Source organism: Bacillus cereus group sp. MYBK195-1 (genome assembly GCF_051916605.1).
In the GTDB taxonomy this organism is placed as follows: domain Bacteria; phylum Bacillota; class Bacilli; order Bacillales; family Bacillaceae_G; genus Bacillus_A; species Bacillus_A cereus.
On sequence record NZ_JBQAGZ010000005.1, the window covers coordinates 192,639 to 218,614 of the forward strand.

The window sequence follows — 25,976 nt, forward strand, 5'->3', positions numbered from 1 at the left end:
CTTAATGGCCCTTTCTCTTCTCCACATCACGATGAGATACATGAACACTATACTCTGGTTTCAAATGTTTCCCAAGGTATTCTGTAAGCGTAACAGAACGATGCTGTCCACCTGTACATCCAATTGCAATTACAAGTTGACTTTTGCCTTCTCTTTTATAATGAGGCAGCATGAAAGTAATCAGATCCGTCAACTTCTCTAAAAACTTATGTGTCTCATTAAATTTCAGTACATACGAAGAAACTTCTTCATCTAGTCCTGTTAATGGCTTCATGTGTGGAATGTAATATGGATTTGGTAAAAAACGAACATCAAATACTAAATCTGCATCAATTGGAATACCGTACTTAAATCCAAATGACATAACATTTACACGAAATGCTTGCTCAGTTTCTGTTGAGAACAAGTGAACAATTTTTTCACGTAATTCTTTTGGTTTTAAATCCGATGTATCAAGCACAATATTCGCTCGTGCCTTCATATCTGTTAATAAATTGCGCTCTGCTTCGATTCCCTTTAATGGCAAACCAGTTGGTGCAAGTGGATGCGAACGTCTCGTTTCTTTATAACGAGTTACAAGCGTACTATCTTTCGCATCTAAAAATAAAATATGAGGAATAATCCATGTACGTTCTGATAAATCATCAAGTGCTCCCCATAAATGTTCGAAAAACTCGCGGCCACGTAAATCAATACCAAGTGCCACTTTATTCATTTTCCCTTTTGAATCCGCCATAAGCTCAATAAACTTTGGCAATAACATCGGTGGTAAATTATCTACACAAAAATATCCTAAATCTTCAAAACTTTGTAAAGCTACTGTTTTTCCAGCTCCAGACATCCCTGTAATAATTACCATTTTTATATCATTATTCTCTGTCATCGTATCCTCTCCTTGACGGTTTAACTCGGATCTAATCGATATGAAAGCAACTCAAAATCTGGGGTATATACAAATGTACCGTAGATTATGCCATTTCCTTTAATTAAATAATCAATAATGTGATAATCTCCTGGCGCCATTGCTAAATCATCAATTTTATCAAATGTATGCCAACCAATGATGCCTTCTTCGCTCTCTAGTTTGTTTTCTCCTGCAAAATCTGTCGCTAAAAAGGAGAACATCATCCATTCAGAAACAACTTTATCACCTTCTTGGATGACAAAGGTGAAGACCCCCTTTAACGCTGGGTTTTTCAAATAAATACCTGTTTCTTCGCGATATTCGCGAACAACGGAATCTCTTACAGTCTCACCACGCTCCATTTTCCCGCCTGGTGCAACCCACCAATTCCGGCGAGGTTTTTGGAGTAAGAGTACTTCATTATCTCTAATTAACACACAGTTTGTCACTCTTTGCATGTTTCTTCACCTCAGCTACTTGCAGTAAAATTCCTCACTGCATACTTCTTTCATTATACTATCAAAAACAGTTTGCTACAACGAAGGAGCCAGTCCTCTTTCGCTAAGCATATGCTACTCAGCAATTTTAAAAAAGCTTTCTATAACAAGCAATGTAAATGCTTAGACTTTTAATGAATAGCATGAAAAATCCCCTTAACGATTTTTATCGCCAAGGGGATTAAAGCCCTTATTTCTTACCGAAATAAGTAACAATCGCAAATCCTAAAATAAAGGTAATGATTGAACTTATAATTGAAAATCCACCAGTCGGAATCCCAGGGAATACAATTACAATCGAACCGATTACAAGTCCAATAATTGCCGCAAATGTCATACTTTTATAACGATCTAATAAAAAACTAATGCCTTTACTACTTACAACAAATCCAACCATAACACCAGCACCGATAACCACGATTAAAGGTAAATTAAGTGTAGTTAAAGCGTTAATTGCTGTTGGATACACACCAATAATTAATAAAATAAACGATCCACTAATCCCAGGAAGCAGCATGGCCATACTAGCCATCCATCCTGCGAAAAATAAACCAATTGCATTTAAAATTGTTAACGTCGTAATCGGATCTGCTGCCTTATCTGGTTTAAAGAAAGCTGTAATCGCAACAAGAATTGCTGCAACTATTAATAAAACGATGTGCTTACCTTTAAACGACGACTTTGCATCAGCTTCCCTCATTAACATCGGTAATATACTAATAATTAAACCGAGGAAGAAAAATTGAGTCGGTTCATAATGATTTGCAAGTAAATATTTAATAACGTGACTTAACGTTAAAAATGCCGCTGCCACACCAGCTGCAAGGGGAATTAAAAATCCTAAATGTTTTTTCCATTCACGACTAAAGAATCCACTAATTGCCGCAAGCAATTGTTCATAAATCCCTAACACAACAGCGATTGTACCGCCGCTCACACCAGGAATTAAATCACTAACGCCCATACAAAATCCACGATATATATTACGCCATTCCATACTGAATAAATTCCTCATTTCTTATAGTGATTTTTTCCGTAAAGTCCAGTATATCAATAAGAAAGCTTATAATCCTTATATTTTTTGACAAAACTTTGACATTTTCACACAAAAAAAGAAGAAAGCTCCTGTCGGTAGCTTTCTTCTCACAAGGTATATTATCCCTTATTTTTCTGATACAGTTTTTAATTCCTCTAATAATTCTTCTACGTAATGTTGTGCACTTTGCGCTGCAATACTACCGTCACCTGTTGCAGTTACAATTTGACGAAGCATTTTTTCACGAACATCACCAGCTGCGAAAATACCAGGGATTTTCGTTTCCATACGCTCGTTCGTTTCAAGGTAACCATTTTCATTTGTAATACCTAGTTCAACAAATGGTTTTGATAAAGGTAACATACCGATGTATACAAATACGCCGTCAGTTTTGACTTCTTTCTCTTCTCCACTATTTACGTCCACAAGTGTTACACTTCCTACTTTACCACTTGCTTCGTTGATTTCTTTTATAGTGTGATTCCAAATGAAATCTACTTTTTCGTTTTGGAAAGCACGGTCTTGTAAAATTTTCTGTGCACGAAGCGTGTCACGACGGTGAACGATCGTTACTTTTGATGCGAAGCGTGTTAAGAACACACCCTCTTCAACAGCAGAATCTCCGCCACCAATTACGATAAGCTCTTTTCCTTTAAAGAATGCTCCGTCACATACTGCACAATATGATACACCGCGGCCGCCAAGTTCTGTTTCACCCGGTACACCAATTTTTTTATACTCTGCACCGCTTGCAACGATAATTGCACGTGCTTTATATTCTTTTTTACCAGCAATAATTGTTTTGTATTCTTTACCATCGATGACTTTTTTCACATCACCGTATGCATATTCAGCACCAAATTTCTTCGCATGCTCAAACATTTTATTTGATAAATCTGGTCCTAAAATAGACTCATAACCTGGGTAGTTTTCTACATCTTCCGTGTTTGCCATTTGGCCACCTGGAATACCTCGCTCAAGCATTAATGTGCTTAAATTTGCACGAGATGTATATACTGCAGCTGTCATACCAGCTGGTCCTGCACCAATAATAACGACATCATAAATTTTTTCTTCTGACACACTATTCACTCCTATCCATTCCTACACAATTAAGTTACCCTCATTATACTGTTAGCATCATTTTTTTCCCAATGATTTGCTTATCTTATGTGTGCGTACGCTTAACAGCTTGCACATACTTTCGGACAGTCGCTACAGATACATTATATACATCTCCAAGCTCCGACTGTGTCATTTTATTTCCTTGTTCGCCGCGTACAATGTATTCAATCGCAGCTGACCAGCCGTACACATTTGTAAATATGTCTCCAGATGTATATAAACGTATGAACGTACAAAACCAAAAGTGTAAACACTCTTCGATTAATTCATCATCTTTTTTCGTATAATTGTATAATGCATCCGCAATTCTCGCGCACTGCTCAAATTGCTGTAAATCAGCTGGAATACTCTTATGACTATTAAGTAAAAAGAAGTACTTTGCAAGTTGCGATACGATGGGAACACCGTTCCTCGCTTGCGTTATATCAAAGAAGAATCCAACCTTCTCCGGCGTTGACAATTCATTCATTAAATATAAAGCTAGCATTTGTTCTTCTAGCGTCGCACTTTGCTGAAATGATTTTCGTAATTCTTCAAATAACACATTTTGCCCTTCATCTGCTAAATTCAGCGCATTCCACGGTTCTTTTCCCTTTTTATCAGGATGTAATTCCACGACATATTGCCACATTTTTTCAGCTAGTTGCTGGTCTTTCACCATATACGCAGAATATGCAAACCAATAATAAAAACTAACGTCTCCCTCATATCCTTGACGCTTTAATAGTTTGAACCACTTATATGCATGCTCGAAATAACCAATTGTTGCGAGTGTAGTTCCCAGTTTCAAACGATGTTCAAATGAAATCGGATATACCGAAACTAGCTGTCCCGCTAATGCCTCTACTTGTTTATGCTCTCCAATTGAATATAGAAAAATAAGCGTATTACAAAGCGCATGTATATTACCAGGGTTTTTCTCTAAAATCATTTCTGTTAACTTCAGTGCTTTGTCTACATTACCAGATTGAAAATGTGCAATGGCTAAATTATTATGACCTGACCAAAATTCCGGATAATCTTTCGTAACAATTTCTAATGTAGCAATTGCTTCTTCCAATTGTCCATTACGAATATAGCGATTCGCTTCTTCCTGCATAACAATTAAATCATCTTCATCTTCAATCTCTTCCGCACCCATTGCTTCTTCTTCCATAATCTCAAGAAGTTCTAATGTATCTTCTACGAATTCCTTCTCTTTTGCAACTTCTAAATAACGATCTGCATATTTCTTCGCCTGTTGAAATAACCCCATATATGCATAATTATTTGCAATAAAATAATAGCACTGTTCAAGTTCTGGATTAGATCTAACTAACTTTAAGAAGATTTGATTCGATTCTTGATATTCACCAGCCTCAGATAATACTGATGCTAATTGACATAAAATAAACGGCTCCTTCTCACTTTGTGCCGCTCTTCGAAAATATTTAATTGCATCTTGCAATTTTTGTCCTTTGTAAGCTCTCATCCCTTTTTTATAAAAGAAGTCCGCTAATTGATTAAAAGAGATAACTTGTCCGTTCTCCTTATATATCCTTTGATTTTTCCCCATATATCCTCCAGTTTTTTGTTTTCTTCGTTCACACATTCTTCTATCTATAAGTATAAACGATTCCGTAAAAAACAAAACAGTATATTATACTCAATTATTTCCTTTTTATTCATAAAAAAAGAGGAGAAATGTTACATTTTCACCATGAACCTTCTCTTGCGGTCATTTGCTCTTTCGTATAAATAATACGCATTGGATTTCCACCTACGAAAGCACCGCTCGGTACATCTCTATGAACAAGTGTGCCAGCTGAGACAGTCGCACCGTCTCCAATTTTTACACCTGGTAATATTGTTACATTCGCTCCAATCATTACTTCATTTCCAATGACGATTTCGCCAAGTCGATATTCACGAATTAAATATTCATGTGCTAAAAGCGTTGTGTTATAGCCAATAATCGAATTCTCTCCCACAGTTATCTTTTCTGGGAACATAATATCCGGCATTACCATAAGCGCAAATGATGTTTTCTTTCCTACTTTCATCCGTAAAAAAGTACGGTACAACCAATTTTTTACGGATAAAAATGGCGTGTAACGCGCAATTTGGATAATAATAAAGTTTTTCATTACCTTCCAAAAAGACACTGTTTTATACACATTCCATAACGAATTTTCTCCTGAAACAGGATAGCGCGTTGTCCGTCGCACTTAGCTCGCTCCTCTACTAACTTACTTGGACCTTTATGAACGGTTCATATTAGACAAAATCGGTAGCAAATCACTCATTTTATCTAGCATAAAGTCCGGCTTGTAAGCCTCTAAATACGCTCTACCTTTCAACGTCCATGAAACCGCAGCTGTTTTCGTCCCCGCATTTTGACCACCGACAATATCATGATGATTATCCCCAACCATCAATGCCTCTTCTGGTTTTGCATCTAATATTTCAAGCGCTTTTTGAAGTGGCTCCGGATGTGGTTTCACATGCTCTACATCATCAATTGTCACGACAACATCAAAAAATTCATCAAGCTTTGACAACTGTAATCCCATCTCAACGGTTTGTCTCGCTTTCGTTGTAACAATACCAACTTTATAACCTTGCTTCTTCAACTCTCGAACTGTTTCATATACAGTTTCATATTCTTCTACTAATTCATCATGATGATCATGGTTAAATTTGCGATAGCTAGTAATCATCTCTTCAACCTTACTTTCATCAATCTTGCTGAAAGTATCATGCAAAGATGGACCGATAAATGGCAACACATCTTCACGCTTATATTGATTTGGATAATATGTATTTAAAGTATGTAAAAACGAAGAAATAATAAGTTCATTTGTATTAATTAAAGTTCCATCTAAATCAAATAACACGGTATTTATTCTCATCGCCTTAGTCCTTTCGCCTTCCTGAATATGAAAGAAGCAGCATCTTATAATAAGATGCTACTTGTCTCTAATTTTCTAAATATCTTTTATCAGCTTGCCCCATTTTTCGTCTCACAATAATGAAAATAATAGAAATAACAACAAGTCCAATTGACATTACTTGTGCAATACGAAGTGGTCCTAGCATTAAACTATCTGTACGTAAGCCTTCTACGAAGAAGCGTCCTACTGAATACCAAATTAAATATGTGAAGAATAACTCCCCGCGACGTAAATTCACTTTTCTTAATGCAAGTAGTAAAATTACACCTGCAAAATTCCATAATGATTCATATAAAAACGTCGGATGATAGTACACACCCTCAATATACATTTGATTAATAATGAAGTCTGGTAAATGAAGACCTTCTAAAAACTGTCTCGTTACTTCATCACCATGCGCCTCTTGGTTCATAAAGTTTCCCCATCGGCCAATTGCTTGTCCTAGTAAAATACTTGGTGCAGCAATATCAGCCAACTTCCAGAAGGAAACCCCGCGTCGCTTCGCAAAAAGAATTCCGGTAATAACAGCTCCGATTAAACCACCATGAATCGCCAAACCACCTTGACGAATATTAATAATTTGACTCGGATTTTGTGCGTAATATTCCCATTCAAAAATAACATAGTACATTCTCGCAAAAAGAATAGCGATCGGTACTGCAATTAATACAAGGTCAACAAATGTATCTTTTGGAATACCTAGCCTTTCTCCCTCGCGAGTTGCCAGCCAAAGACCTAATAGCACACCTGTACCGATAATAATCCCGTACCAATACACAGGAAACGGCCCAAGTTGGATAGCTACACGGTCAAGCTGTGGTACAGAAGCTAACAGCATATGTATATGACCTCCCTCTCCAAAGTTTACTCCTGATTTCCTAACTCAATTGCACTCATTAATCGTTCAGAGAACTGCTGTGCTGCATTGACTCCCATACGTTTCAAACGGAAGTTCATCGCTGCTACTTCAATAATAACAGCCAAGTTTCGACCAGGACGAACTGGAAGTGTAATCTTCGTAAGTTCTGTATCAATAATCTTCATCTTCTCTTCATCAAGACCTAAGCGATCGTAATTTTTCTTTTGATCCCAAATTTCAAGATTAATAACAAGTGTAATACGCTTATAATTTCGCACTGCCCCTGCACCGAATAACGTCATAACGTTAATAATACCTAGACCACGAATTTCTAATAAATGCTCAATTAAATCTGGTGAACTTCCGACTAACATATCTTCATCTTCTTGACGAATTTCTACACTATCATCCGCAACAAGACGGTGACCACGCTTTACAAGCTCAAGAGCTGTCTCACTTTTACCAACACCACTTTGACCTGTAATTAAAACACCAACGCCGTAAATATCTACTAACACACCATGAACAGCTGTTGTTGGTGCTAACTTACCTTCTAAATAGTTTGTTAAACGACTTGATAATCTCGTTGTCGTTTGAGAAGAACGTAATAAAGGCATACCTGATTCACGTGATGCTTGTAATAACTCATCTGGTACATCTTGATTGCGAGTTACAATAATACATGGCGTCTCCTCAGTACAAAGCGCTTTCATTCTCTCTTGTTTTTGCTCTGACGTTAACGTGTCAAAGAAAGTAAGCTCCGTTTTACCAAGAAGCTGCACACGATCTGCTGGATAGTATGTAAAAAATCCTGCCATTTCAATTCCAGGTCGTGATAAATCACTTGTATCAATTGGACGATGAATACCTTCTTCACCACTGATTAACTCCAATTGAAATTGTTCAATTAAATCTTTTGTCCTTACTTTCGGCATATGTATAAACCTCCACTCCGCTGCGGGTTCAGTCTCGTTTGATGTAAAATTCCATTCTATCGGATATTGTACCATTTTTTTCTGGAAACAAGAAATACGGTTTCTAATAAATAGAAAAAAACATTTCATACGAATAATGAAATGTTTTTCTTTTTGTCACTTTCTCTTTTTTTCATATAGAGGCTCAACAATTGCCTTTTCAATTATCATATTAAAAATTGAAATACAAATTGCCGCAACAATCGCTACACCAAATCCTGATATATTAAAAGCATCTCCTAATAATGAATCTGCTATTTTTAACGTAATCGCATTAATTACAATTAAGAAGAAACCAAAAGTTACAACAGTAATTGGTAGCGTAATTAAAATTAAAAACGGTTTTACAAACACATTTAAAACAGCCAAAATAATACTCGCAATAATTGCAGTTTGTATATTTGCTACGTAAAACGCGTCTGGTGCAATCCCTTTTAAAAGTCCCGATACAGCGATTAACACAACGCTATTTACAAGAAGTGATACAATCCATCTCATTTTCTTACACATCCTTTTGACATATATATTTCATCATACGCTAATAGATAAGAAACGCAAGTATCATACAAACACTTATATCAACTTATTCTACTCTTCCTGCTTGTATACCTACCAACATCTCTTTGTGAAATAGGGACCACACCATCTATGTTCATGCGTTTTTACAAAAGTCCAAGTGAACTCTTTATCTACAATATAGATATCGCCTTTATACATATCGTCCGTCTCACACAATATATCATTCAGATGTAATGAACTCGCATCTTTTATTAGCAGTACATCATCACAATGTTGATAGAATATATAGCAATCCTTTTTCACTTCATTATGAAACGCGTTCTCCGCTTCTTCACCCTCTAAACACTTCTTTTTCTCATAACTAAATATGTGCCAAAGATACCCACATCCATACTTATCTCCATAAAGAAAAATATCTTCTTTTTCTTCATTATTTAAATGATTTGCAAAATGATTCTCCCAGCGCTTCCGGAAATATATACCCCACTTTTGAAACTCTCTTACTTTCATATTTTTCTTTCTTAAAACATCTACAAACTCCATTTTCTCCCCCTATGAACGAAAAACCGAGTGTCATTGCCACTCGGTTTTTAATAATACCTTATTGTGATAGCTCTACTTCTTTTATCTTCTCTTTCATTCTTGCTTTATCACGATTTAAAATCTCTTTTAAATATTTACCTGTGTACGAGCGCTCTTCTTTCACTACTTGCTCTGGCGTTCCGGAAGCAACGATTTGTCCACCTTTATCTCCACCCTCTGGTCCAAGGTCAACTATATAATCAGCTGTTTTTATCACATCTAAATTATGTTCAATTACAAGTACTGTCTCACCGCTCTCAACAAGACGTTGCAACACTTCTAGAAGACGTGCAATATCATGCGCATGCAAACCAGTCGTTGGTTCATCTAAAATGTATAACGTACGTCCTGTAGAACGACGATGTAATTCAGAAGCTAATTTCACACGCTGTGCTTCCCCACCAGATAATGTTGTTGCTGGTTGACCTAATTTCATATAACCAAGCCCAACGTCTACAAGCGTTTGAAGTTTACGCTTAATTTTTGGGATATTAGCGAAGAACTCTACTCCATCTTCAATTGTCATCCCTAACACTTCAGAAATATTCTTATCTTTATACTTCACTTCTAACGTTTCGCGGTTATAACGTTTACCATGACAAACTTCACACGGAACGTATACGTCTGGTAAGAAGTGCATTTCGATTTTAATAATTCCATCACCACGGCACGCTTCACAACGTCCACCTTTTACATTAAAGCTGAAACGTCCTTTTTGATATCCGCGCACTTTCGCTTCATTCGTTTGTGCAAACACATCACGAATATCATCGAATACACCTGTGTACGTCGCTGGATTAGAACGTGGTGTACGACCGATTGGTGATTGGTCAATATCGATTACTTTATCTAAGTGCTCAAGACCTTTAATTTCTTTATGCGTACCCGGCTTCGCTTTCGCTTTATATAACTTTTGCGCTAACGATTTATATAGTACTTCATTAATCATCGTACTTTTACCTGATCCAGATACACCTGTTACCGCTACAAACGTACCAAGCGGGAATGACATCTTCGCATTCTTTAAGTTATTCTCTTTTGCGCCGACAATTTCCACTTTCCTTCCGTCACCTTTACGTCTTTCAAGTGGAACAGGAATAAACTCTTTACCGCTTAAATACTTCCCTGTTAATGAATTATCATCTTGCATCACTTCAGCCGGTGTACCTGCTGATACGACTTGTCCACCGTGAATACCTGCACCAGGCCCTATATCAAGTAAATAGTCAGCAGCCATCATCGTATCTTCATCATGTTCAACAACAATTAACGTATTACCTAAATCGCGCATTTCTTGCAATGTACGAATAAGACGATCGTTATCACGCTGGTGTAAACCAATTGAAGGTTCATCAAGAATATAAAGTACGCCAGTTAGACGAGAACCAATTTGCGTCGCTAAACGAATACGCTGCGCCTCACCACCTGATAAAGTTCCTGCGGCACGACTTAACGTTAAATAATCTAAACCAACGTTCACTAAGAACCCAACGCGCTCCTGAATTTCTCTTAAAATTAAATGAGCTATTTTTTGTTGCTTCTCCGTTAGCTCTACATTCGAGAAGAATTCTTGTACTTCTTGAACTGAATACTTCGTTACGTCAGCAATCGTTTTATTGCCAACAAATACAGCTAAGCTCTCAGGCTTTAAGCGTCCACCTTTACACTTCGGACAAGCTTGTTCTGCCATATACTTTTCCATTTGCTCACGAATGTAATCGGAGCTCGTTTCACGATAACGACGTTCAATGTTTGGAATAACACCTTCAAATAAAATCTCATTTTCCTTTACTTGACCAAATTCATTTACATAGCGGAAATAAACCTTCTCTTCCCCGCTTCCGTACAACACTTTATCAAATAAATCTTTCGGTATATTTTTCACAGGCACATCCATATCAACGCCGTAGTGATTACATACAGATTGTAAAAGTTGTGGATAGTATTGTGAACTTGTCGGTTCCCAAGGTGCAATTGCATGTTCATTTAATGATAAATCCCAGTTCGGGATAACAAGCTCTAAATCTACCTCTAGCTTTGAACCAAGTCCATCACAAGAAGGACATGCTCCGAACGGACTGTTGAATGAGAACATACGCGGCTCTAATTCTCCGATTGAAAAACCACAATGCGGACAAGCATGATGTTCACTAAATAGAAGTTCCTCTTCTCCCATTACATCAATTAACACTCGGCCTCCGCCAAGCTTTAATGCACTTTCAAGTGAATCAGCAAGACGGCTTGCGATTCCTTCTTTTACAACAATACGGTCAATTACAACTTCAATGGAATGCTTCTTATTTTTATCTAACGTAATATCTTCAGATACATCAAGCATTTCACCATCAACACGTACACGAACATATCCTTGCTTCTTAATATCTTCAAGTACTTTCACATGTGCACCTTTACGCCCAGACACGATAGGAGCTAACACTTGTAATTTCGTACGCTCAGGATATTCAAGAACACGGTCTACCATCTGCTCTACTGTTTGTGATGTAATTTCAATCCCATGATTTGGACAAATTGGCGTACCAATTCGCGCAAATAATAAACGTAAATAATCATAAATCTCCGTTACCGTTCCGACAGTTGAACGTGGATTACGACTCGTTGTTTTTTGATCGATTGAAATCGCTGGTGACAATCCTTCAATCGTGTCCACATCCGGCTTATCCATTTGTCCTAAAAACTGGCGCGCATACGCAGATAATGATTCTACGTATCTGCGCTGCCCTTCTGCATAAATCGTATCAAATGCTAATGATGATTTCCCCGAACCAGACAATCCCGTTACAACGACAAGCTGATTTCTCGGAATGGTTACATCAATATTTTTTAAGTTATGTGCTCTAGCACCTTTTACAACGATAAAATCCTTGCTCTTACTCACTTTTTTCACCCTTCCGCTTTTAATTCTAATAGTAAATCTCTTAGTTCAGCTGCACGCTCGAAGTCTAACGCTTTTGCTGCTTCTTTCATCTCTGCTTCCATCTTCGCAATTGTCTTTTCGCGCTCTTTTTTCGTCATCTTCTTAGCTGGTGCTGCTTCGTATGTTTCTGTCTCTTCAGCAGCTGTCGTTGCACGGATAACATCACGAACGCCTTTTTGAATCGTTTTCGGCGTAATACCATGCTCTTTATTGTAGGCTTCTTGTATAGTACGACGACGCTGCGTTTCTTCAATTGCAATTCCCATTGATCTTGTTATACGATCTGCATACATAATAACGCGGCCGTTTTCATTACGCGCGGCACGACCAATTGTTTGAATTAATGAACGTTCTGAACGCAAAAATCCTTCCTTATCAGCATCTAAAATAGCTACAAGTGATACTTCCGGAATATCTAATCCTTCTCGCAATAAGTTAATACCGACAAGTACATCAAATTTACCGAGGCGAAGATCGCGGATAATTTCAATACGTTCTAACGTTTTAATTTCAGAGTGAAGATAGTTAACTTTAATTCCTACATCTTTTAAGTAATCCGTTAAATCCTCTGACATTTTCTTCGTTAAAGTCGTAATTAATACACGTTCATTTTTTGCAATGCGATCTTGAATCTCTCCTAATAAATCGTCAATTTGCCCTTCAATTGGTCGTATATCAATTGGGGGATCTAAAAGTCCTGTTGGACGAATAATTTGTTCTATTACTTCTGGTGACTGCTCTAACTCGTACGGTCCTGGCGTTGCCGAAACATAAATAACTTGATTTGTTTTCTCTTCAAACTCATCAAACATAAGCGGTCTATTATCTAAAGCCGATGGCAGACGGAATCCATGATCCACAAGCACTTGTTTACGTGCTTGGTCACCGTTATACATCGCTCTTACTTGCGGTACTGATACGTGCGACTCATCCATAACGATTAAGAAATCTTTCGGGAAATAGTCTAATAACGTATACGGCGTTGCCCCTGCTGGACGAAGTGTTAAATGACGGGAGTAGTTTTCAATACCTGAACAAAAGCCCATCTCGCGCATCATTTCTAAATCATAACGTGTACGTTGCTCTATACGCTGCGCTTCTAACAACTTACCGTTATCATTTAACTCCTTTAAACGTTCTTCTAATTCTTTTTCGATATTTTCAATAGCGACCTTCATTTTCTCTTCACGTGTAACGAAGTGAGATGCTGGGAAGATTGCTACATGATCACGTTCTGCTAATACTTCACCTGTTAACGCATTTACTTCACGAATACGATCGATTTCATCACCGAAAAATTCGATTCGAATACAATGCTCATCAAGTGATGCCGGGAAGATTTCAACTACATCTCCGCGTACACGGAATGTACCACGCTTGAAATCAATATCATTACGTCCATACTGTACATCAACAAGTTCACGAAGCAATTGATTGCGGTCTTTTTCCATACCAACTCGAAGCGAAACAACTAGCTCGCGGTATTCTTCTGGAGAACCTAAGCCATATATACACGAAACACTCGCAACGATAATTACATCGTCCCGTTCAAATAATGCAGACGTTGCCGAGTGACGCAATTTATCAATTTCATCATTAATCTGCGCATCTTTTTCAATAAACGTATCTGTTTGTGGTACATACGCTTCTGGCTGATAATAATCGTAGTAACTAACAAAATATTCAACTGCATTATTCGGGAAAAAGTCTTTCAACTCACTATACAACTGCCCTGCTAACGTTTTATTATGAGCCATAACAAGTGTTGGCTTTTGCACTTCTTTAATGACATTTGAAATCGTAAATGTCTTACCCGTTCCTGTCGCTCCAAGCAACACTTGCTTTTTCTTTCCACTATTAATTCCCTCTACAAGCTTCTCTATAGCTACCGGCTGATCACCTTGCGGGGAATACGCTGAGACAATTTCAAATTGACGTTCCAAGAAAATCCGACCTCCTCATAAAAATCTGTATTATTATTTTACCACGAATACCTATAAAAAACCTAAAAAAACGAACAGATATTCGGTAAAGTTTTCGACAATATACACATAAAAAAAGGAAGGAGTAAATACCTCCTTCCTCTACTAGTTCTATTTTTTAGGTACATATACTAAGTCATATCCATTGCGCCCAGCTTCATTCATACAATCTATTAACCGATAAGTACTTTCTGATTCGCGCTGCTCTTTAACAATACTTTTACAACTATCTTTATATAACCCTTTATCCTTCCCAGCAAATTTGTCTTTTCTATTATCTGACACATAAAATATATCGTTCCCACTATACTCCAACGTTTGAAAAATCGGGTCCCCTTCAAGGGTATACTGTACAATTCTTATTTTATCAACTTCCCTTTGCTCGACATTCAAAACGAACTTTTCAAATTTATCTAGATTGAGAATTCTTGCTCCCTTTACAATGACATCATTCTTCTTATCAATTGTAGTGCTAGATGATGAACATGCTACTAAACTAAAGAGAAATAGACTTATAAAACTGGTTCTTTTTCCTATTGTCATCCTCTCCTATAAAAATTATTTGTATACCAGAAAAGCTACTTTCAACTATGAAAGTAGCTTTTCTTTTCCTTTCTCCTTCTTCGGAAAAATCACATATGAAAATGAAATCGCTGTATCAACTAAAAATATAATCGCCCACACTTGACTCACGCGACTTGCAGCTTTATTTAAAACGATTCCCGATTCTAACCAATTACCCCATTGTTCAAATGGAATAAATCCATACGCGAAGAAAAAGAATATGTGCACACCAACGAATAAAACAAGATGTAATACCCAATTTTTTATTTCCTGCTTTGCATAGGCCATGCCTGTTAATTCTACCTGTTCTTCAATAATAGGCGCCGGTTCATTACGCCATTTCGCAACTGATTTTTGTACAAATATATCAAGCTTCTTTAAATCCTTTTTCCCGTAGAAAACTGCATATAATAAAATGATTACAGTAATGATCTGAAAGTTAGAGAACTTTCCTGTTTGATAATAGTCCACTACCCCTAAAGTTAAAATAAATACTTCATTTACGAGGAGTACAATCCCCATAATAAAACTCGCCCTTTTCAAACGGAATCCGTAGCGAAGTAAAAAGAAACCGATAGCTGATAACCAAAATACAATTTCTGCCCCAATTAAAAAATACCAACGATATTCTGCAAGTATACTCATTTATCCTTCTCCCTTTCATCATAAATACGAAAAGCCTCATCCATATATACTAAAAGTTCTTCTTCAATTGGATACATGCTCATTTTCTGTGAATCTTCCTTCGATTTTCTAACTTCCCATAACTTATCTAAAAATGCTTCATCACCATTGGCCATTTCTAAACACTTCTGCATTAATCTCTTCGTTGCCTCTTGTACTTCATCACTCGCGACTTCTTTACCTTCTTTCATAAAAGTACGTAATTGCTTTAATAAATCTACCCATTCTAAAACATTCGGATCTTCCTCACTCATATTTGGCAAATTCTGAAGCAATTTTTGTTCTTCCTTTGAAAATACTTCATTTTGAAATATTTCACGTATACGAGGAGACTGTTTTGAAAGCTGAATAAGTTCAAACATAACTTTCCAATCAAGTTCTCCCTCTACATCTACCGAATAAACAACTGCTTGTAAAACACGCTCCATTCGATTAAATTTCTTTTGTTCTTCCTGTACAAACCGAAGTTGTTTTTCAAGCGAATTTTTCAAATCCAGCTCACCTTTTACTAACATATTCGCAGCTTCTTTTAATGAAAATCCCATTTCTTTTAAAAATAAAATTTGTTGCAAACGAATAACGTCATTTTCACTATATAACCGATGTCCACCCTCTGTTTTTCCGCTCGGCTTTAATAAATCTATTTGATCATAATAACGTAGTGTACGTACTGTTACCCCTGTTTCTTTCGTCAATCGTTGTATTGAAATCACTACCATCACCTCTTCCCCTTCATTATAAAAGATGACGTAACGTCACTTTCAATACTTTTGTTAAAAAAATACAAAAAGCTGTTTATACTCTTCGTATAAACAGCTCTTACGGAAGTAATCCTTTTTGTACAGCGCGCCCACAAAATAAAATAAGTGCTCCAACGACAACACTCGTTGCTGTTTTATGATAATGGGCTAATAATAATAAATAATACGATAAACCTACAGTACCAATCATAATGCAAATGCTTGGCACTGGATTACGAGAAAAATTTTGCATTCCCCAAAGAAGCGCAAATATAGCTGTAGCGACACATAACACCGGTAATCCCATCCCAGTTCCCCTTTTTCTATCTATTATTCTTTGTTGCTAACACGCTCGTTGATGCGATACTAATTAATAAATCAAAACCAATCCTTATATATTTAAACGTTTACTCTAATTGAAATCTCTCAAACCTATCGTTCATTTTCTCTCCCCTTACTCCAGCGTAAATATTTCCTCCACCTTCACTCCAAAATACTTGGCGATTTTTAAAGATAACTCTAGACTCGGATTGTAATGATGGTTTTCAATCGCCACTATCGTCTGCCGCGTCACTTGCATCGCCTTTGCCATTTCAACTTGCGTTATATGATTTTGCTTTCTTAACTCTTTTATTTTATTTTTCACACCCATAGGCTCCACCTTCAAAAGTAAAGATATCTTTACTTAAATTATAAATATTTTCCAGTTACAAGTAAAGATATCTTTACAAATTTTAGAAAAACGTTTCACTGAACACCTACTCTAATAAAGTACAAGAGTAATTCAATTTATATCAGCGCAACTTAAATTATATCGGCGATTTCCCAAATATATCAGCGCAACTCCATTTATATCGGCGATTTTTCAAATATATCGACTTACCGACAAATATTGACATCCGTAGCGCTACTATAATCACAAGAAAAAGCTGTCCCCAAATACCTTCGGGAACAGCTTCTTCCTACTACATAAATCCTAACGCATATACAAGAACGTATCCAAGAACCGATAAGCAAACCGAGCCAATCAGCCCCGCCACGAACGCTTTGCTTCCTAACTTACGGAACGTTTTAAACTCTACATTTAAACCAAGTCCTGCCATCGCCATTGCGATTAGCATATAAGCAATGACAACAATGTATCCCGCAACAACTTCTGGAATAATCCCGAGCGAATGCACGGCACTCATCGCTAAAAATCCGAAAATAAACCACGGAATTGGAAGGTCGCGCCACGATCTTTTTTCCTTGCTTCCTTCACTCTTTCCAAACCATAATCCAATTAAAATTGCTACTGGTACGAGCATTGCAACGCGCGTTAGCTTCACGATAACTGCGATGTCTATAGCCGTACTTCCTCCTGGCGCCGCAGCTGCGATAACATGAGCAATTTCATGCAGCGTGGCCCCTGAGAATACACCGTAACCGTATGGAGATAGGCCAAGCACTGGATATAATAACGTATAAATAAGCGTAAATATCGTACCTAAAATAGCAATAATTGCAGCCCCAACTGCCGTTTCATCATCTTTTGCTTTCACTTGCGGCGCAATTGCCACGACCGCTGCCGCCCCGCAAATTGCTGTACCACATGCTGTTAAAATCCCAAGTTTCTTTTCTACCTTAAATACTTTCGTTAGTCCATATACAACGAAAATCGTAAATGTAATAACAACCGCTGCGATGACCAATACTTTCGGCCCTGCCTTCGCAATATCAACAAGATTTAATCGCATTCCAAGTAAGATGATCCCAAAGCGCAGCAACTTCTTACTCGCAAAATTCGTCCCTGCAATCGCATCTTGAGGGACCCCAATTGCCGCACGCCAAACCATCCCAATTAGAATAGCAATTACTAATTGTCCCATAATATTTAAAAATGGAAGCTCTGCTAAATATTTCGCGGCAATTGCAATTAATAGCGTAATTCCAATCCCTTGCGAAAATCCAAAACGCTTCTTCTTTTGTATAACAAGTGTTTGTTCCATTTTGAACCACTCCAATAATCGTATTGGAACATGCATGTTCTTTCTACTTACATTATAAGAGAGTTTCTATAATAAGTTTAATACCAATACCAAATCTCTATCATTAGAAATACTTATGATAAGATGATAGAAAAAGAAAGGAGCCCATTATATGAACGTAGACATTTTAAAAATTTTTGTTACTGTCGTTGAGCAGAAACACTTCTCTCGTGCAGCAGAATTATTAAACCTTTCACAGCCTGGAGTAAGTATGCATATACGCAACTTAGAAAACGAATTTGGTACTACACTTATTCAACGCTCCCCGAAGCACGTCCAAGTTACGGAAGCTGGAAACATATTATATATACATGCAAAGCAAATGCTCTCTCTTTACGAAGATGCGAAACAAGAAATTAATGAACTACATAACGTTGTAACAGGAACACTGCGCATTGGTGCTAGTTTTACAATTGGCGAATACTTACTTCCAAAAATACTGGCTAACTATGCAAATGAAAATCCACACGTCGAAGTTCATACTTTCATCTCAAATACAGAAGACGTTTTGCAAAGCCTTCGTTCTAATCAAATTGATATCGGCTTAGTAGAAGGGCAAGTCGTATACGCTGACGTTGACGTTGAAACATTTATGCAAGATGAAATGAAGCTCGTCGTCCCGCCAAATCATCCATTGCTCCGCACAAATGAAATAAATGAAAGAACACTCCAAGATCAAGTATGGGTATTAAGAGAAAGTGGTTCTGGTACACGCGCTTATAGTGACCGCTTTATTCATCAACACCATTTAAAAATGAAACGATTCTTTACATTCAGTAGTATCCAAAGCGTAAAGGAAGCTGTTAGTGCCGGGCTTGGCATCGCTATCCTTTCTGATTGGACTGTACGGAAAGAGCTACTAGCAAAAGAACTATTCCACGTCGAAGTTCCAAATGAACAACTAATCCGTCCGTTCTCCATCGTGCGCGGCAAATATTTCATTCCATCTAAAGCAATTCAAGTGTTCTTAAATCATGTAGACTCTTTTGCGAAAAAACAGCATTGACCTTCACATTAATGTGAAGGTTTACAATACATGTAAAAGGAGTGAAACACATTGCGAATTGGAGAATTATCAAAAGAAACTGGCGTTAGTGAAAGATCACTAAGACATTACGAAGAAAAAGGTTTACTTCCTTCTACGCGCCTCGCAAATGGCTACCGTGATTTTGATGAAAGTGCCATCGAAAAAGTGGAGCTTATTCAAATGTACTTACAAATTGGCTTAAATTTAGAAGAGACGGCAAGGATGCTGCGCTGCCTTGAAATTGAACCGCACCTGTACGACAATCCGTGCAGCAGTATCCTTACGCTTTACGAAGATAAACTCAATGAAGTAACAAAGCAAATCACATTACTTTCCAACATTCAAACGAATTTGCAAAAACACGTTTCACTCCTAAAACAAGCAAAAGAAAAGGGATGATTACATGTTTGTTATACATGGCAGTTCAAGACAAAACGGAAATACAGAAGCTTTAACACATATGATGATAGAGGACATTGAAACAGAACAAATTTATTTGCGTGATCATACCGTCTATCCTATTACAGACCAACGTCATGATGCAGAAGGATTCCAATCCGTAAATGATGACTATGAGCAGTTAACGAAACGCATGCTAGAGCACGACACGATTATCTTTGCTACACCATTATATTGGTACGGAATGAGTGGACATATGAAAAATTTTGTTGATCGCTGGTCACAAAGCTTGCGCGATACATCCCTTCATTTCAAAGAAAAAATGAAAGGCAAAAAAATGTATGTTGTCATCGTTGGCGGGGACAACCCAAAGGTAAAAGCATTACCGCTTATTGCTCAATTCCAATATATCTTTGATTTTGTTGGCTCTTCATTTGAAGGTTATGTTATTGGGAATGCGAATGGACTGGATGAAATTAAAAACGATGCTGAGGCGCTGGCAAAAGCACAATTGTATAATGATACATTCAAAAATAGCGAACAGAAATAAGTTTGACAAACCCTTTTGTATGCGCATACAATAAAAGTAATATTATGAAAGGAAGGTACTTTGACCAATGAAGTTCTAATTCTCTTATTTATTTCATCCATCACAAATAGTGAACAAAAATGATGAAAACTAGCAGGGGATTAGTCTGTCCATTTGTCGATACTTTCTTTCGAAACGATCATGTAAAAAATCGTTTATTTATGTACGATTTTTTACATACAAGGGCGACGTTTATCCTCTCTAGTGAAACTAGGGAGGTTTTTTTATGACTATTTTATTCGCAAGTAATATTGAAAAGAGCTTTGGTGATCGCACACTATTTACATTACCATCACTGGAAATTCAAGCACAGGATCGCATAGGAATTGTCGGAGTCAACGGAGCTGGTAAATCTACGTTATTACAAATATTAAGTAAAGAAATAGAAGCTGACAGAGGCATAGTAACTCATCATAGTTCTATCAGCATCATTCCTCAGCTTAGCGAAGAACTACCGGAAACCGCTTCTTCTCTCGCAAAAGGAAAATGGAGTATTTCAAACGTTACCGACGCAATGAGCGGCGGTGAACGAATGCGGCTAAAGATTGCCCATGCTCTCGAACAAAATGCAGGCATTTTATTCGCTGATGAACCAACAAGCCACTTAGATATGGTCGGTACAGAGCAATTAGAAAAGGCACTTTCTTCTTATAAAGGAGCACTTGTTTTAATATCGCATGATCGTGAATTTCTAGATAATATATGTACCAAAATTATTGAAATTGAAGACGGTACTATTCAAGAGTACAAAGGGAATTATTCAAACTATCGAAAACAAAAAGAACGTGAACGAATACAAAAACAAGCAGAATATGAGCAATATATACAAGAAAAAAATCGTTTAGAGCAATCCATTTTACAAAGAAAACAACGTGCTTCTAACATGACAAAAATCCCAACGCGGTTCAGTTCATCTGAATCTAGACTTTATAGGTTAAGTGGGGCTCATGGCCAAGAACAGGTTAGCAAAGCAGCGAAAGCATTAGAGACACGTCTCGAAAAACTAGAAAAGAAGGAAAAGCCAAAGGATCTTTCTCAAGCTCAATTTGACGTGCAATACCATACTCCCATTCATAGTAAGGTGGCAGTACAATTCAATAAAGCAACAAAGAAAATAGGCGACCGCACACTATTTAAAAATATGAATGGAACTATTGCCCCTGGTGCAAAGCTTGCCGTTTTAGGGGCAAATGGAAGCGGCAAAACCACTTTGTTCAACATGCTTCTCACAAACGAGCGTGGCATGCAGCTATCGAAAAGTTGTAAAATTGGATACTTCGAACAAACATTATCTATTTTAAAAACAGATAAAACCATTTTAGAAAATGTTCTAGAAGAAACAAACTATACAGAAGCATTCGTTCGCACAATACTTGCACGACTTCTATTCCGCCGTGAGGATGTTCATAAACCTGTGCACGTTCTAAGCGGGGGTGAACGAATGAAGGTTGCACTCGCAAAAGTATTTTTAGGAAACTATAATATGCTTCTGCTAGATGAACCGACAAACTATTTAGACTTAGCAACGCAAGAAGAATTAGAAACCATGTTACAAGAATATCCTGGCACAATACTTTTCATTAGCCATGACCGTGCCTTTATTCGCTCTGTTGCAGACCATATTCTACAAGTAGATGAGAGTGAACCAAGAATCTTCCACGGTAATTACGAGCAATACACAAAAAGAACCACTGGAGATTCTGTAAACGTTACTGAGCAAGAATTGTTACGATTACAAACAAAATTAACAGAAGTCATCAGCCGGATTTCCATTCCAAATCATCACGATGACATCACATCTCTCGAACAAGAATACGCAAAATTATTAACTCAAATTCAAAAATGTAAAGAAGCGCTCTGATGTCTTCCCTATATATCGACGGGGCCTTCCACATTTCCCAAGAAATATTGACACTTCGACATATAAAGTAAAAAGCCGTGCATCAGCACGGCTTTTTACTTTATATGCGGACAGCAGTCCCGCTCACCGCAACCATTAACATACCTTCGCGAACTACTTCGTAATCCACGTCAATACCAACAATTGCATTTGCATTTTTTTGTCTTGCGAAAGTTTTCATCTCTTCCATTGCGATGTCACGCGCTTCTTTTAATTTACTTTCATAAGCGCCAGCACGACCACCGACAACGTCACGGACAGAGGCGAAAAGGTCACGAACGATATTCGCACCCATAATCGCTTCTCCATTGACGATATCGATGTACTCAATAATTTCTTTTCCTTGAATTGTAGACGTTGTTGTTACAATCATACTTTATTACCTCCCATATGAGATTTTTACCTACTTATGGTGCACTAATTCAGCACAAATTATATTTACGAACTAAACTGCGCTTCGTATAATCTGCTGTATCCTCCGCCTTGCTCAATTAATTCATCATGTGAACCTTGTTCTGCAATACCATCTTTATTTACAACGACGATGCGATCTGCATTTTTAATCGTTGCAAGTCTGTGAGCGATAACTAGCGTTGTGCGACCGACAGCTAATTCAGCAAGCGATTTTTGAATCGCAAGTTCTGTCTCTGTATCTAGTGCAGAAGTTGCTTCATCCAATATTAAAATTGGTGGGTTTTTCAAGAACATACGAGCAATAGCTAGACGCTGCTTTTGTCCACCTGAAAGTTTCACGCCGCGCTCACCGATAACAGTATCTAAACCTTCCGGCTGTGAGTAAATTAAATCTTCTAACTGCGCACGTTTTACTGCCTGCCAAATTTCAGGCTCTGATGCCTTTAAATTTCCGTAAGCGATATTTTCACGAATTGTTCCTGAAAATAAGAACACGTCTTGCTGCACAATTCCAATTTGCTTACGAAGTGAAGATAATGTCATATCTTTCGTATCAATCCCATCAATTTGAATTGATCCAGATGATTGCTCATAAAAACGTGGTAATAGGCTACATAACGTCGTTTTCCCAGCTCCTGATGGTCCAACGAACGCAACCGTTTCACCTGCATGTATTTTCAAACTAATGTCATTTAAAATTGGTTCTTTATTTTCATATCCGAACGTAATGTTGTTATATTGAATATCACCATGTACATGTTTAACTTCCATTGCATCTTTAGAGTCTACAATGTCAGGCTCTGTTTCAAGAAGCTCTACATACCTTTTAAAACCAGCGATTCCCTTCGGATAGCTTTCGATTACCGCGTTAATTTTTTCAATTGGGCGGAAGAAAATATTCGTTAATAGAACGAATCCGATAAATCCACCGTACGTTAATTCTCCTTGCAGAACAAACCATGTACCGCATATTAAGACGAAGAGCGTTACGAGCCGCATGAGCATATAACTAATCGATGAATTTAACGCCATAATTTTATACGCCATTAATTTCGTTGTACGGAAACGAGCGTTGTTGACAGCAAATTGCTCTTTCTCAAACTTTTCATTTCCGAATGCTTGTACAACACGAATTCCCCCAACATTGTTCTCAATGCATGCATTAAAATCAGCAACGTCTGAGAATAAACGTCTAAATGTACCTGTCATTTTTTTATTGAAGTAAAGTGCTAACCATAATAGGAATGGAATGACGAAGAACGTTAATAACGCTAACTTCCAGTTAATCATCATCATAAATGAAAATGCCCCAACTAAAGTCATTACGGCGATAAATAAATCTTCCGGTCCATGATGAGCAATTTCCCCAATTTCCATTAAATCGTTTGTAAGGCGGGAAATTAAATGACCTGTTTTATTATTGTCAAAAAATCTGAATGATAGCTTTTGAATATGATCAAATAATTTCTGCCTCATATCTGTTTCAATGTTAACACCAAGCATATGTCCCCAATATGTAACGACATATTGTAAGCCTGCATTTAACATATAAACTGCGAGTAAACCGAAACAAGCCCATAAAATAAGCGTCCAGTTTTGCCCTGGCAATAACTTATCAATAAATTGATTTACGATAAGCGGGAAGCCGAGTTCTAATAATCCTGCGACAACCGCACAAGAAAAGTCGAGTATAAATAAACCTTTATACGGTTTATAGTACGAGAAAAATTTACGCAGCATATCTTACCTCCATTTTCCAAAATTAAAAAGACTCCCTAAATGATAACCATTATCAAATAATTATTCAAGTTATCCGTCTATGAAACTGAAAATAAGCTTTGCGATAGTTGTCGTTTTTTGCTGGAAAGTCGATATATTCGAATAGTCGCCGATATATTTCGAGTTGCGCTGATATATTTGCAAAATCGCCGATATATTTCAAGTTGCGCTGATATATTCGGATAATCGCCGATATAAATTTCATTTACTAACTATCCTCCCCCCAAAAAACAAAAAAGGTACCACCACAAGGTGATACCTTTCCTTCTATTACATCGCTTCCGAATCCCACTCGTGCTCCTGCTCAACGAATACAATACCTAATTCGTGATGCCCACCAGCATATAATGCAGTTTGTGCAAGACGAAGCTCACCATTTGTATCTAATACTTCTAATTTACAAAATGCTCCTGTCGTCTTCGTTTGAAGCGCATCATAAAATTCCTCAGCGCTTTTTGGAATAACTCCATTTACTTTCGTAATAATTTCTCCAGGCAGTAATTTCAGCTCTGCTCCAATTGTATTTGGAATTGTATCTAGTACAACCAGCCCATCATTGCGTGCAGCAAAATATGCTGGTCTTGTTTCATCGGCAATTTTCTCTTGCATCGAGATTGTGAAACGCCCAAGCATTGCGACTCCCATCGCGATAATTGCAAGTACGTGCCACCAGTAACTTGCGATTCCTAAAACGAGCACAAGTCCTGCTAATCCATAAACACGTCTTCCTGTAAATAATAAAGCTTCCGTCGGCTCATAACTTTTAATCTTTCTCATAAATCCAATTAAAAATGGAACAAGGAATAGAGAATATGTATTTGAACCTATTGAAACGACAGGCCACCATGAAATAAACTGCGTTACCGCATCACCCGGTACAAGAATAAAAATAGGAACGATCCATAAACGCTTTGATTCGTGTAAACCAATCTTTAATCCACGCTTCCCCTTCCTAATCCTCGGCGTCGAATATCCTACTGCGTTTTTAGAAATCAATAAGCCTTCTACAATAAGCATAACGCCTAGTAAAATAGCAAGGGATACAATGATACTCTCTTCACCTTCTCGAAGCTGTAAGAAGGAAACTGGTAGCTTAGAAGATAATAAAACACATACAATCGCAATGCTAAATGTATAAGCTGCCGATAAATATCGATACATAGCCGTTAATCCAAATAATAACGTCCAAATTAAAATGGCCCATAAGCTTGCTTTAGAAACAACAAGTCCAAGCCCAATCGTAATAATAGATACTACTAATCCGTATCCAATCCCTGCAAATAGAGAGGTTCGCAGTTCAAACCAAATATCATAAACTTTAAAAGAAAAATCTTTTCGTTCTCTTAACATACGTAAGTATCCAACGAAGATACTACTTATTAAAAATATATAGACAGCAGGGTGTAAGAAAAAACGTCCAACTGCCCGCATTATTTCAAAAATCCACGCCTCCATGAACTCATTCACCACCATTTATATCATTCTTTCTTTTTATATTATCATAACT

The 25,976-nt window shown here is 37.4% G+C and carries 26 protein-coding genes; 4 read left to right on the forward strand and 22 right to left on the reverse strand.

Annotated features, from left to right (window positions below; all coding sequences use genetic code 11):
• Position 1: 1 nt before the first annotated feature.
• The 19 genes from rapZ to ACTFRY_RS21095 all read right to left on the reverse strand — a co-directional run bounded on the left by rapZ (position 2) and on the right by ACTFRY_RS21095 (position 18,322).
• Positions 2-883, reverse strand: coding sequence for an RNase adapter RapZ (gene rapZ / locus ACTFRY_RS21005; protein WP_000138459.1), 882 nt, complete (start codon positions 881-883; stop codon positions 2-4).
• A 20-nt stretch (positions 884-903) separates the two neighbouring features.
• The gene (locus tag ACTFRY_RS21010) at positions 904-1,362 is read right to left on the reverse strand and encodes an NUDIX hydrolase (protein ID WP_001190080.1); all 459 of its coding nucleotides are present in this window, start codon (positions 1,360-1,362) and stop codon (positions 904-906) included.
• 229 nt (positions 1,363-1,591) lie between these two features.
• Positions 1,592-2,398, reverse strand: a complete 807-nt coding sequence (locus ACTFRY_RS21015; RefSeq protein WP_000455196.1) for a DUF368 domain-containing protein — start codon at positions 2,396-2,398, stop codon at positions 1,592-1,594.
• Positions 2,399-2,563: 165 nt separating this feature from the next.
• A complete protein-coding gene (gene trxB, locus ACTFRY_RS21020; protein ID WP_001288079.1) occupies positions 2,564-3,520 on the reverse strand; it encodes a thioredoxin-disulfide reductase in 957 nt (318 codons plus the stop codon).
• Between the two features lie 85 nt (positions 3,521-3,605).
• The gene (locus ACTFRY_RS21025) at positions 3,606-5,117 is read right to left on the reverse strand and encodes a tetratricopeptide repeat protein (protein ID WP_098616243.1); all 1,512 of its coding nucleotides are present in this window, start codon (positions 5,115-5,117) and stop codon (positions 3,606-3,608) included.
• 139 nt (positions 5,118-5,256) lie between these two features.
• Positions 5,257-5,769 carry an acyltransferase gene (locus tag ACTFRY_RS21030; RefSeq protein WP_001255070.1) on the reverse strand — a complete coding sequence of 171 codons (513 nt, stop codon included), beginning with the start codon at positions 5,767-5,769 and terminating at the stop codon, positions 5,257-5,259.
• A 33-nt stretch (positions 5,770-5,802) separates the two neighbouring features.
• Entirely contained in the window at positions 5,803-6,453 is a 651-nt protein-coding gene (ppaX, locus tag ACTFRY_RS21035) for a pyrophosphatase PpaX (protein WP_033667189.1), read from the reverse strand.
• A gap of 67 nt (positions 6,454-6,520) precedes the next feature.
• On the reverse strand, positions 6,521-7,333 hold the full coding sequence (lgt, locus tag ACTFRY_RS21040; RefSeq protein ID WP_000922848.1) for a prolipoprotein diacylglyceryl transferase: 813 nt from the start codon (positions 7,331-7,333) through the stop codon (positions 6,521-6,523).
• Positions 7,334-7,359: 26 nt separating this feature from the next.
• Positions 7,360-8,289, reverse strand: a complete 930-nt coding sequence (gene hprK / locus ACTFRY_RS21045; protein ID WP_001127250.1) for an HPr(Ser) kinase/phosphatase — start codon at positions 8,287-8,289, stop codon at positions 7,360-7,362.
• A 156-nt stretch (positions 8,290-8,445) separates the two neighbouring features.
• Complete coding sequence (locus ACTFRY_RS21050) at positions 8,446-8,826, reverse strand: phage holin family protein (RefSeq protein WP_001267308.1); 381 nt, start codon at positions 8,824-8,826, stop codon at positions 8,446-8,448.
• 111 nt (positions 8,827-8,937) lie between these two features.
• A complete protein-coding gene (locus ACTFRY_RS21055; protein WP_098616242.1) occupies positions 8,938-9,390 on the reverse strand; it encodes a DUF4275 family protein in 453 nt (150 codons plus the stop codon).
• Between the two features lie 58 nt (positions 9,391-9,448).
• Positions 9,449-12,325 (reverse strand): excinuclease ABC subunit UvrA, encoded by a 2,877-nt coding sequence (uvrA, locus tag ACTFRY_RS21060; RefSeq protein WP_000045583.1) that lies wholly within the window; start codon positions 12,323-12,325, stop codon positions 9,449-9,451.
• Positions 12,326-12,330: 5 nt separating this feature from the next.
• Positions 12,331-14,307 (reverse strand): excinuclease ABC subunit B, encoded by a 1,977-nt coding sequence (gene uvrB / locus ACTFRY_RS21065; protein WP_098616241.1) that lies wholly within the window; start codon positions 14,305-14,307, stop codon positions 12,331-12,333.
• Positions 14,308-14,457: 150 nt separating this feature from the next.
• Positions 14,458-14,889, reverse strand: a complete 432-nt coding sequence (locus ACTFRY_RS21070; protein WP_098616240.1) for a DUF4362 domain-containing protein — start codon at positions 14,887-14,889, stop codon at positions 14,458-14,460.
• A 45-nt stretch (positions 14,890-14,934) separates the two neighbouring features.
• Positions 14,935-15,555 (reverse strand): hypothetical protein, encoded by a 621-nt coding sequence (locus tag ACTFRY_RS21075; RefSeq protein ID WP_000025225.1) that lies wholly within the window; start codon positions 15,553-15,555, stop codon positions 14,935-14,937.
• Positions 15,552-16,313, reverse strand: a complete 762-nt coding sequence (locus ACTFRY_RS21080) for a MerR family transcriptional regulator (RefSeq protein WP_136986366.1) — start codon at positions 16,311-16,313, stop codon at positions 15,552-15,554. The genes ACTFRY_RS21075 and ACTFRY_RS21080 overlap by 4 nt, the downstream gene beginning before the upstream one ends.
• Positions 16,314-16,413: 100 nt before the next feature.
• Positions 16,414-16,641, reverse strand: a complete 228-nt coding sequence (locus ACTFRY_RS21085; RefSeq protein WP_098616238.1) for a hypothetical protein — start codon at positions 16,639-16,641, stop codon at positions 16,414-16,416.
• 147 nt (positions 16,642-16,788) lie between these two features.
• Complete coding sequence (locus tag ACTFRY_RS21090; RefSeq protein ID WP_000538364.1) at positions 16,789-16,986, reverse strand: helix-turn-helix transcriptional regulator; 198 nt, start codon at positions 16,984-16,986, stop codon at positions 16,789-16,791.
• A 313-nt stretch (positions 16,987-17,299) separates the two neighbouring features.
• A complete protein-coding gene (locus tag ACTFRY_RS21095; protein ID WP_000438437.1) occupies positions 17,300-18,322 on the reverse strand; it encodes a YeiH family protein in 1,023 nt (340 codons plus the stop codon).
• A gap of 151 nt (positions 18,323-18,473) precedes the next feature.
• On the opposite strand from ACTFRY_RS21095, the gene ACTFRY_RS21100 reads away from it, so the two are divergent.
• The 4 genes from ACTFRY_RS21100 (at position 18,474) to abc-f (ending at position 22,237) form a co-directional block, all read left to right on the forward strand.
• Complete coding sequence (locus ACTFRY_RS21100) at positions 18,474-19,367, forward strand: LysR family transcriptional regulator (protein ID WP_016118888.1); 894 nt, start codon at positions 18,474-18,476, stop codon at positions 19,365-19,367.
• A 51-nt stretch (positions 19,368-19,418) separates the two neighbouring features.
• Positions 19,419-19,787: a MerR family transcriptional regulator gene (locus ACTFRY_RS21105; RefSeq protein ID WP_016118889.1), complete on the forward strand. Its 369-nt coding sequence runs from the start codon at positions 19,419-19,421 to the stop codon at positions 19,785-19,787.
• 4 nt (positions 19,788-19,791) lie between these two features.
• Positions 19,792-20,337, forward strand: a complete 546-nt coding sequence (locus tag ACTFRY_RS21110) for a flavodoxin family protein (protein WP_000497612.1) — start codon at positions 19,792-19,794, stop codon at positions 20,335-20,337.
• 265 nt (positions 20,338-20,602) lie between these two features.
• The gene (gene abc-f, locus ACTFRY_RS21115; protein ID WP_098616237.1) at positions 20,603-22,237 is read left to right on the forward strand and encodes a ribosomal protection-like ABC-F family protein; all 1,635 of its coding nucleotides are present in this window, start codon (positions 20,603-20,605) and stop codon (positions 22,235-22,237) included.
• 100 nt (positions 22,238-22,337) lie between these two features.
• On the opposite strand, the gene ACTFRY_RS21120 is transcribed toward abc-f, so the two are convergent.
• The 3 genes from ACTFRY_RS21120 to ACTFRY_RS21130 all read right to left on the reverse strand — a co-directional run bounded on the left by ACTFRY_RS21120 (position 22,338) and on the right by ACTFRY_RS21130 (position 25,924).
• The gene (locus tag ACTFRY_RS21120) at positions 22,338-22,649 is read right to left on the reverse strand and encodes a heavy metal-binding domain-containing protein (protein WP_000637523.1); all 312 of its coding nucleotides are present in this window, start codon (positions 22,647-22,649) and stop codon (positions 22,338-22,340) included.
• Positions 22,650-22,714: 65 nt separating this feature from the next.
• Complete coding sequence (locus ACTFRY_RS21125) at positions 22,715-24,430, reverse strand: ABC transporter ATP-binding protein (protein ID WP_044795027.1); 1,716 nt, start codon at positions 24,428-24,430, stop codon at positions 22,715-22,717.
• Positions 24,431-24,739: 309 nt separating this feature from the next.
• Positions 24,740-25,924 (reverse strand): PDZ domain-containing protein, encoded by a 1,185-nt coding sequence (locus ACTFRY_RS21130; protein ID WP_136986365.1) that lies wholly within the window; start codon positions 25,922-25,924, stop codon positions 24,740-24,742.
• Between the last annotated feature and the right edge of the window lie 52 nt (positions 25,925-25,976).

Bases quoted from the DNA above. Each gene is read 5' to 3' on its own strand.
- rapZ (WP_000138459.1), bottom strand. From the start codon at position 883: ATGACAGAGAATAATGATATAAAAATGGTAATTATTACAGGGATGTCT.
- ACTFRY_RS21010 (WP_001190080.1), bottom strand. From the start codon at position 1,362: ATGCAAAGAGTGACAAACTGTGTGTTAATTAGAGATAATGAAGTACTC.
- ACTFRY_RS21015 (WP_000455196.1), bottom strand. From the start codon at position 2,398: ATGGAATGGCGTAATATATATCGTGGATTTTGTATGGGCGTTAGTGAT.
- ACTFRY_RS21025 (WP_098616243.1), bottom strand. From the start codon at position 5,117: ATGGGGAAAAATCAAAGGATATATAAGGAGAACGGACAAGTTATCTCT.
- ppaX (WP_033667189.1), bottom strand. From the start codon at position 6,453: ATGAGAATAAATACCGTGTTATTTGATTTAGATGGAACTTTAATTAAT.
- lgt (WP_000922848.1), bottom strand. From the start codon at position 7,333: ATGCTGTTAGCTTCTGTACCACAGCTTGACCGTGTAGCTATCCAACTT.
- hprK (WP_001127250.1), bottom strand. From the start codon at position 8,289: ATGCCGAAAGTAAGGACAAAAGATTTAATTGAACAATTTCAATTGGAG.
- ACTFRY_RS21050 (WP_001267308.1), bottom strand. From the start codon at position 8,826: ATGAGATGGATTGTATCACTTCTTGTAAATAGCGTTGTGTTAATCGCT.
- ACTFRY_RS21055 (WP_098616242.1), bottom strand. From the start codon at position 9,390: ATGGAGTTTGTAGATGTTTTAAGAAAGAAAAATATGAAAGTAAGAGAG.
- ACTFRY_RS21070 (WP_098616240.1), bottom strand. From the start codon at position 14,889: ATGACAATAGGAAAAAGAACCAGTTTTATAAGTCTATTTCTCTTTAGT.
- ACTFRY_RS21075 (WP_000025225.1), bottom strand. From the start codon at position 15,555: ATGAGTATACTTGCAGAATATCGTTGGTATTTTTTAATTGGGGCAGAA.
- ACTFRY_RS21080 (WP_136986366.1), bottom strand. From the start codon at position 16,313: ATGGTAGTGATTTCAATACAACGATTGACGAAAGAAACAGGGGTAACA.
- ACTFRY_RS21085 (WP_098616238.1), bottom strand. From the start codon at position 16,641: ATGGGATTACCGGTGTTATGTGTCGCTACAGCTATATTTGCGCTTCTT.
- ACTFRY_RS21090 (WP_000538364.1), bottom strand. From the start codon at position 16,986: ATGGGTGTGAAAAATAAAATAAAAGAGTTAAGAAAGCAAAATCATATA.
- ACTFRY_RS21095 (WP_000438437.1), bottom strand. From the start codon at position 18,322: ATGGAACAAACACTTGTTATACAAAAGAAGAAGCGTTTTGGATTTTCG.
- ACTFRY_RS21100 (WP_016118888.1), top strand. From the start codon at position 18,474: ATGAACGTAGACATTTTAAAAATTTTTGTTACTGTCGTTGAGCAGAAA.
- ACTFRY_RS21110 (WP_000497612.1), top strand. From the start codon at position 19,792: ATGTTTGTTATACATGGCAGTTCAAGACAAAACGGAAATACAGAAGCT.
- abc-f (WP_098616237.1), top strand. From the start codon at position 20,603: ATGACTATTTTATTCGCAAGTAATATTGAAAAGAGCTTTGGTGATCGC.
- ACTFRY_RS21120 (WP_000637523.1), bottom strand. From the start codon at position 22,649: ATGATTGTAACAACAACGTCTACAATTCAAGGAAAAGAAATTATTGAG.
- ACTFRY_RS21125 (WP_044795027.1), bottom strand. From the start codon at position 24,430: ATGCTGCGTAAATTTTTCTCGTACTATAAACCGTATAAAGGTTTATTT.
- ACTFRY_RS21130 (WP_136986365.1), bottom strand. From the start codon at position 25,924: ATGGAGGCGTGGATTTTTGAAATAATGCGGGCAGTTGGACGTTTTTTC.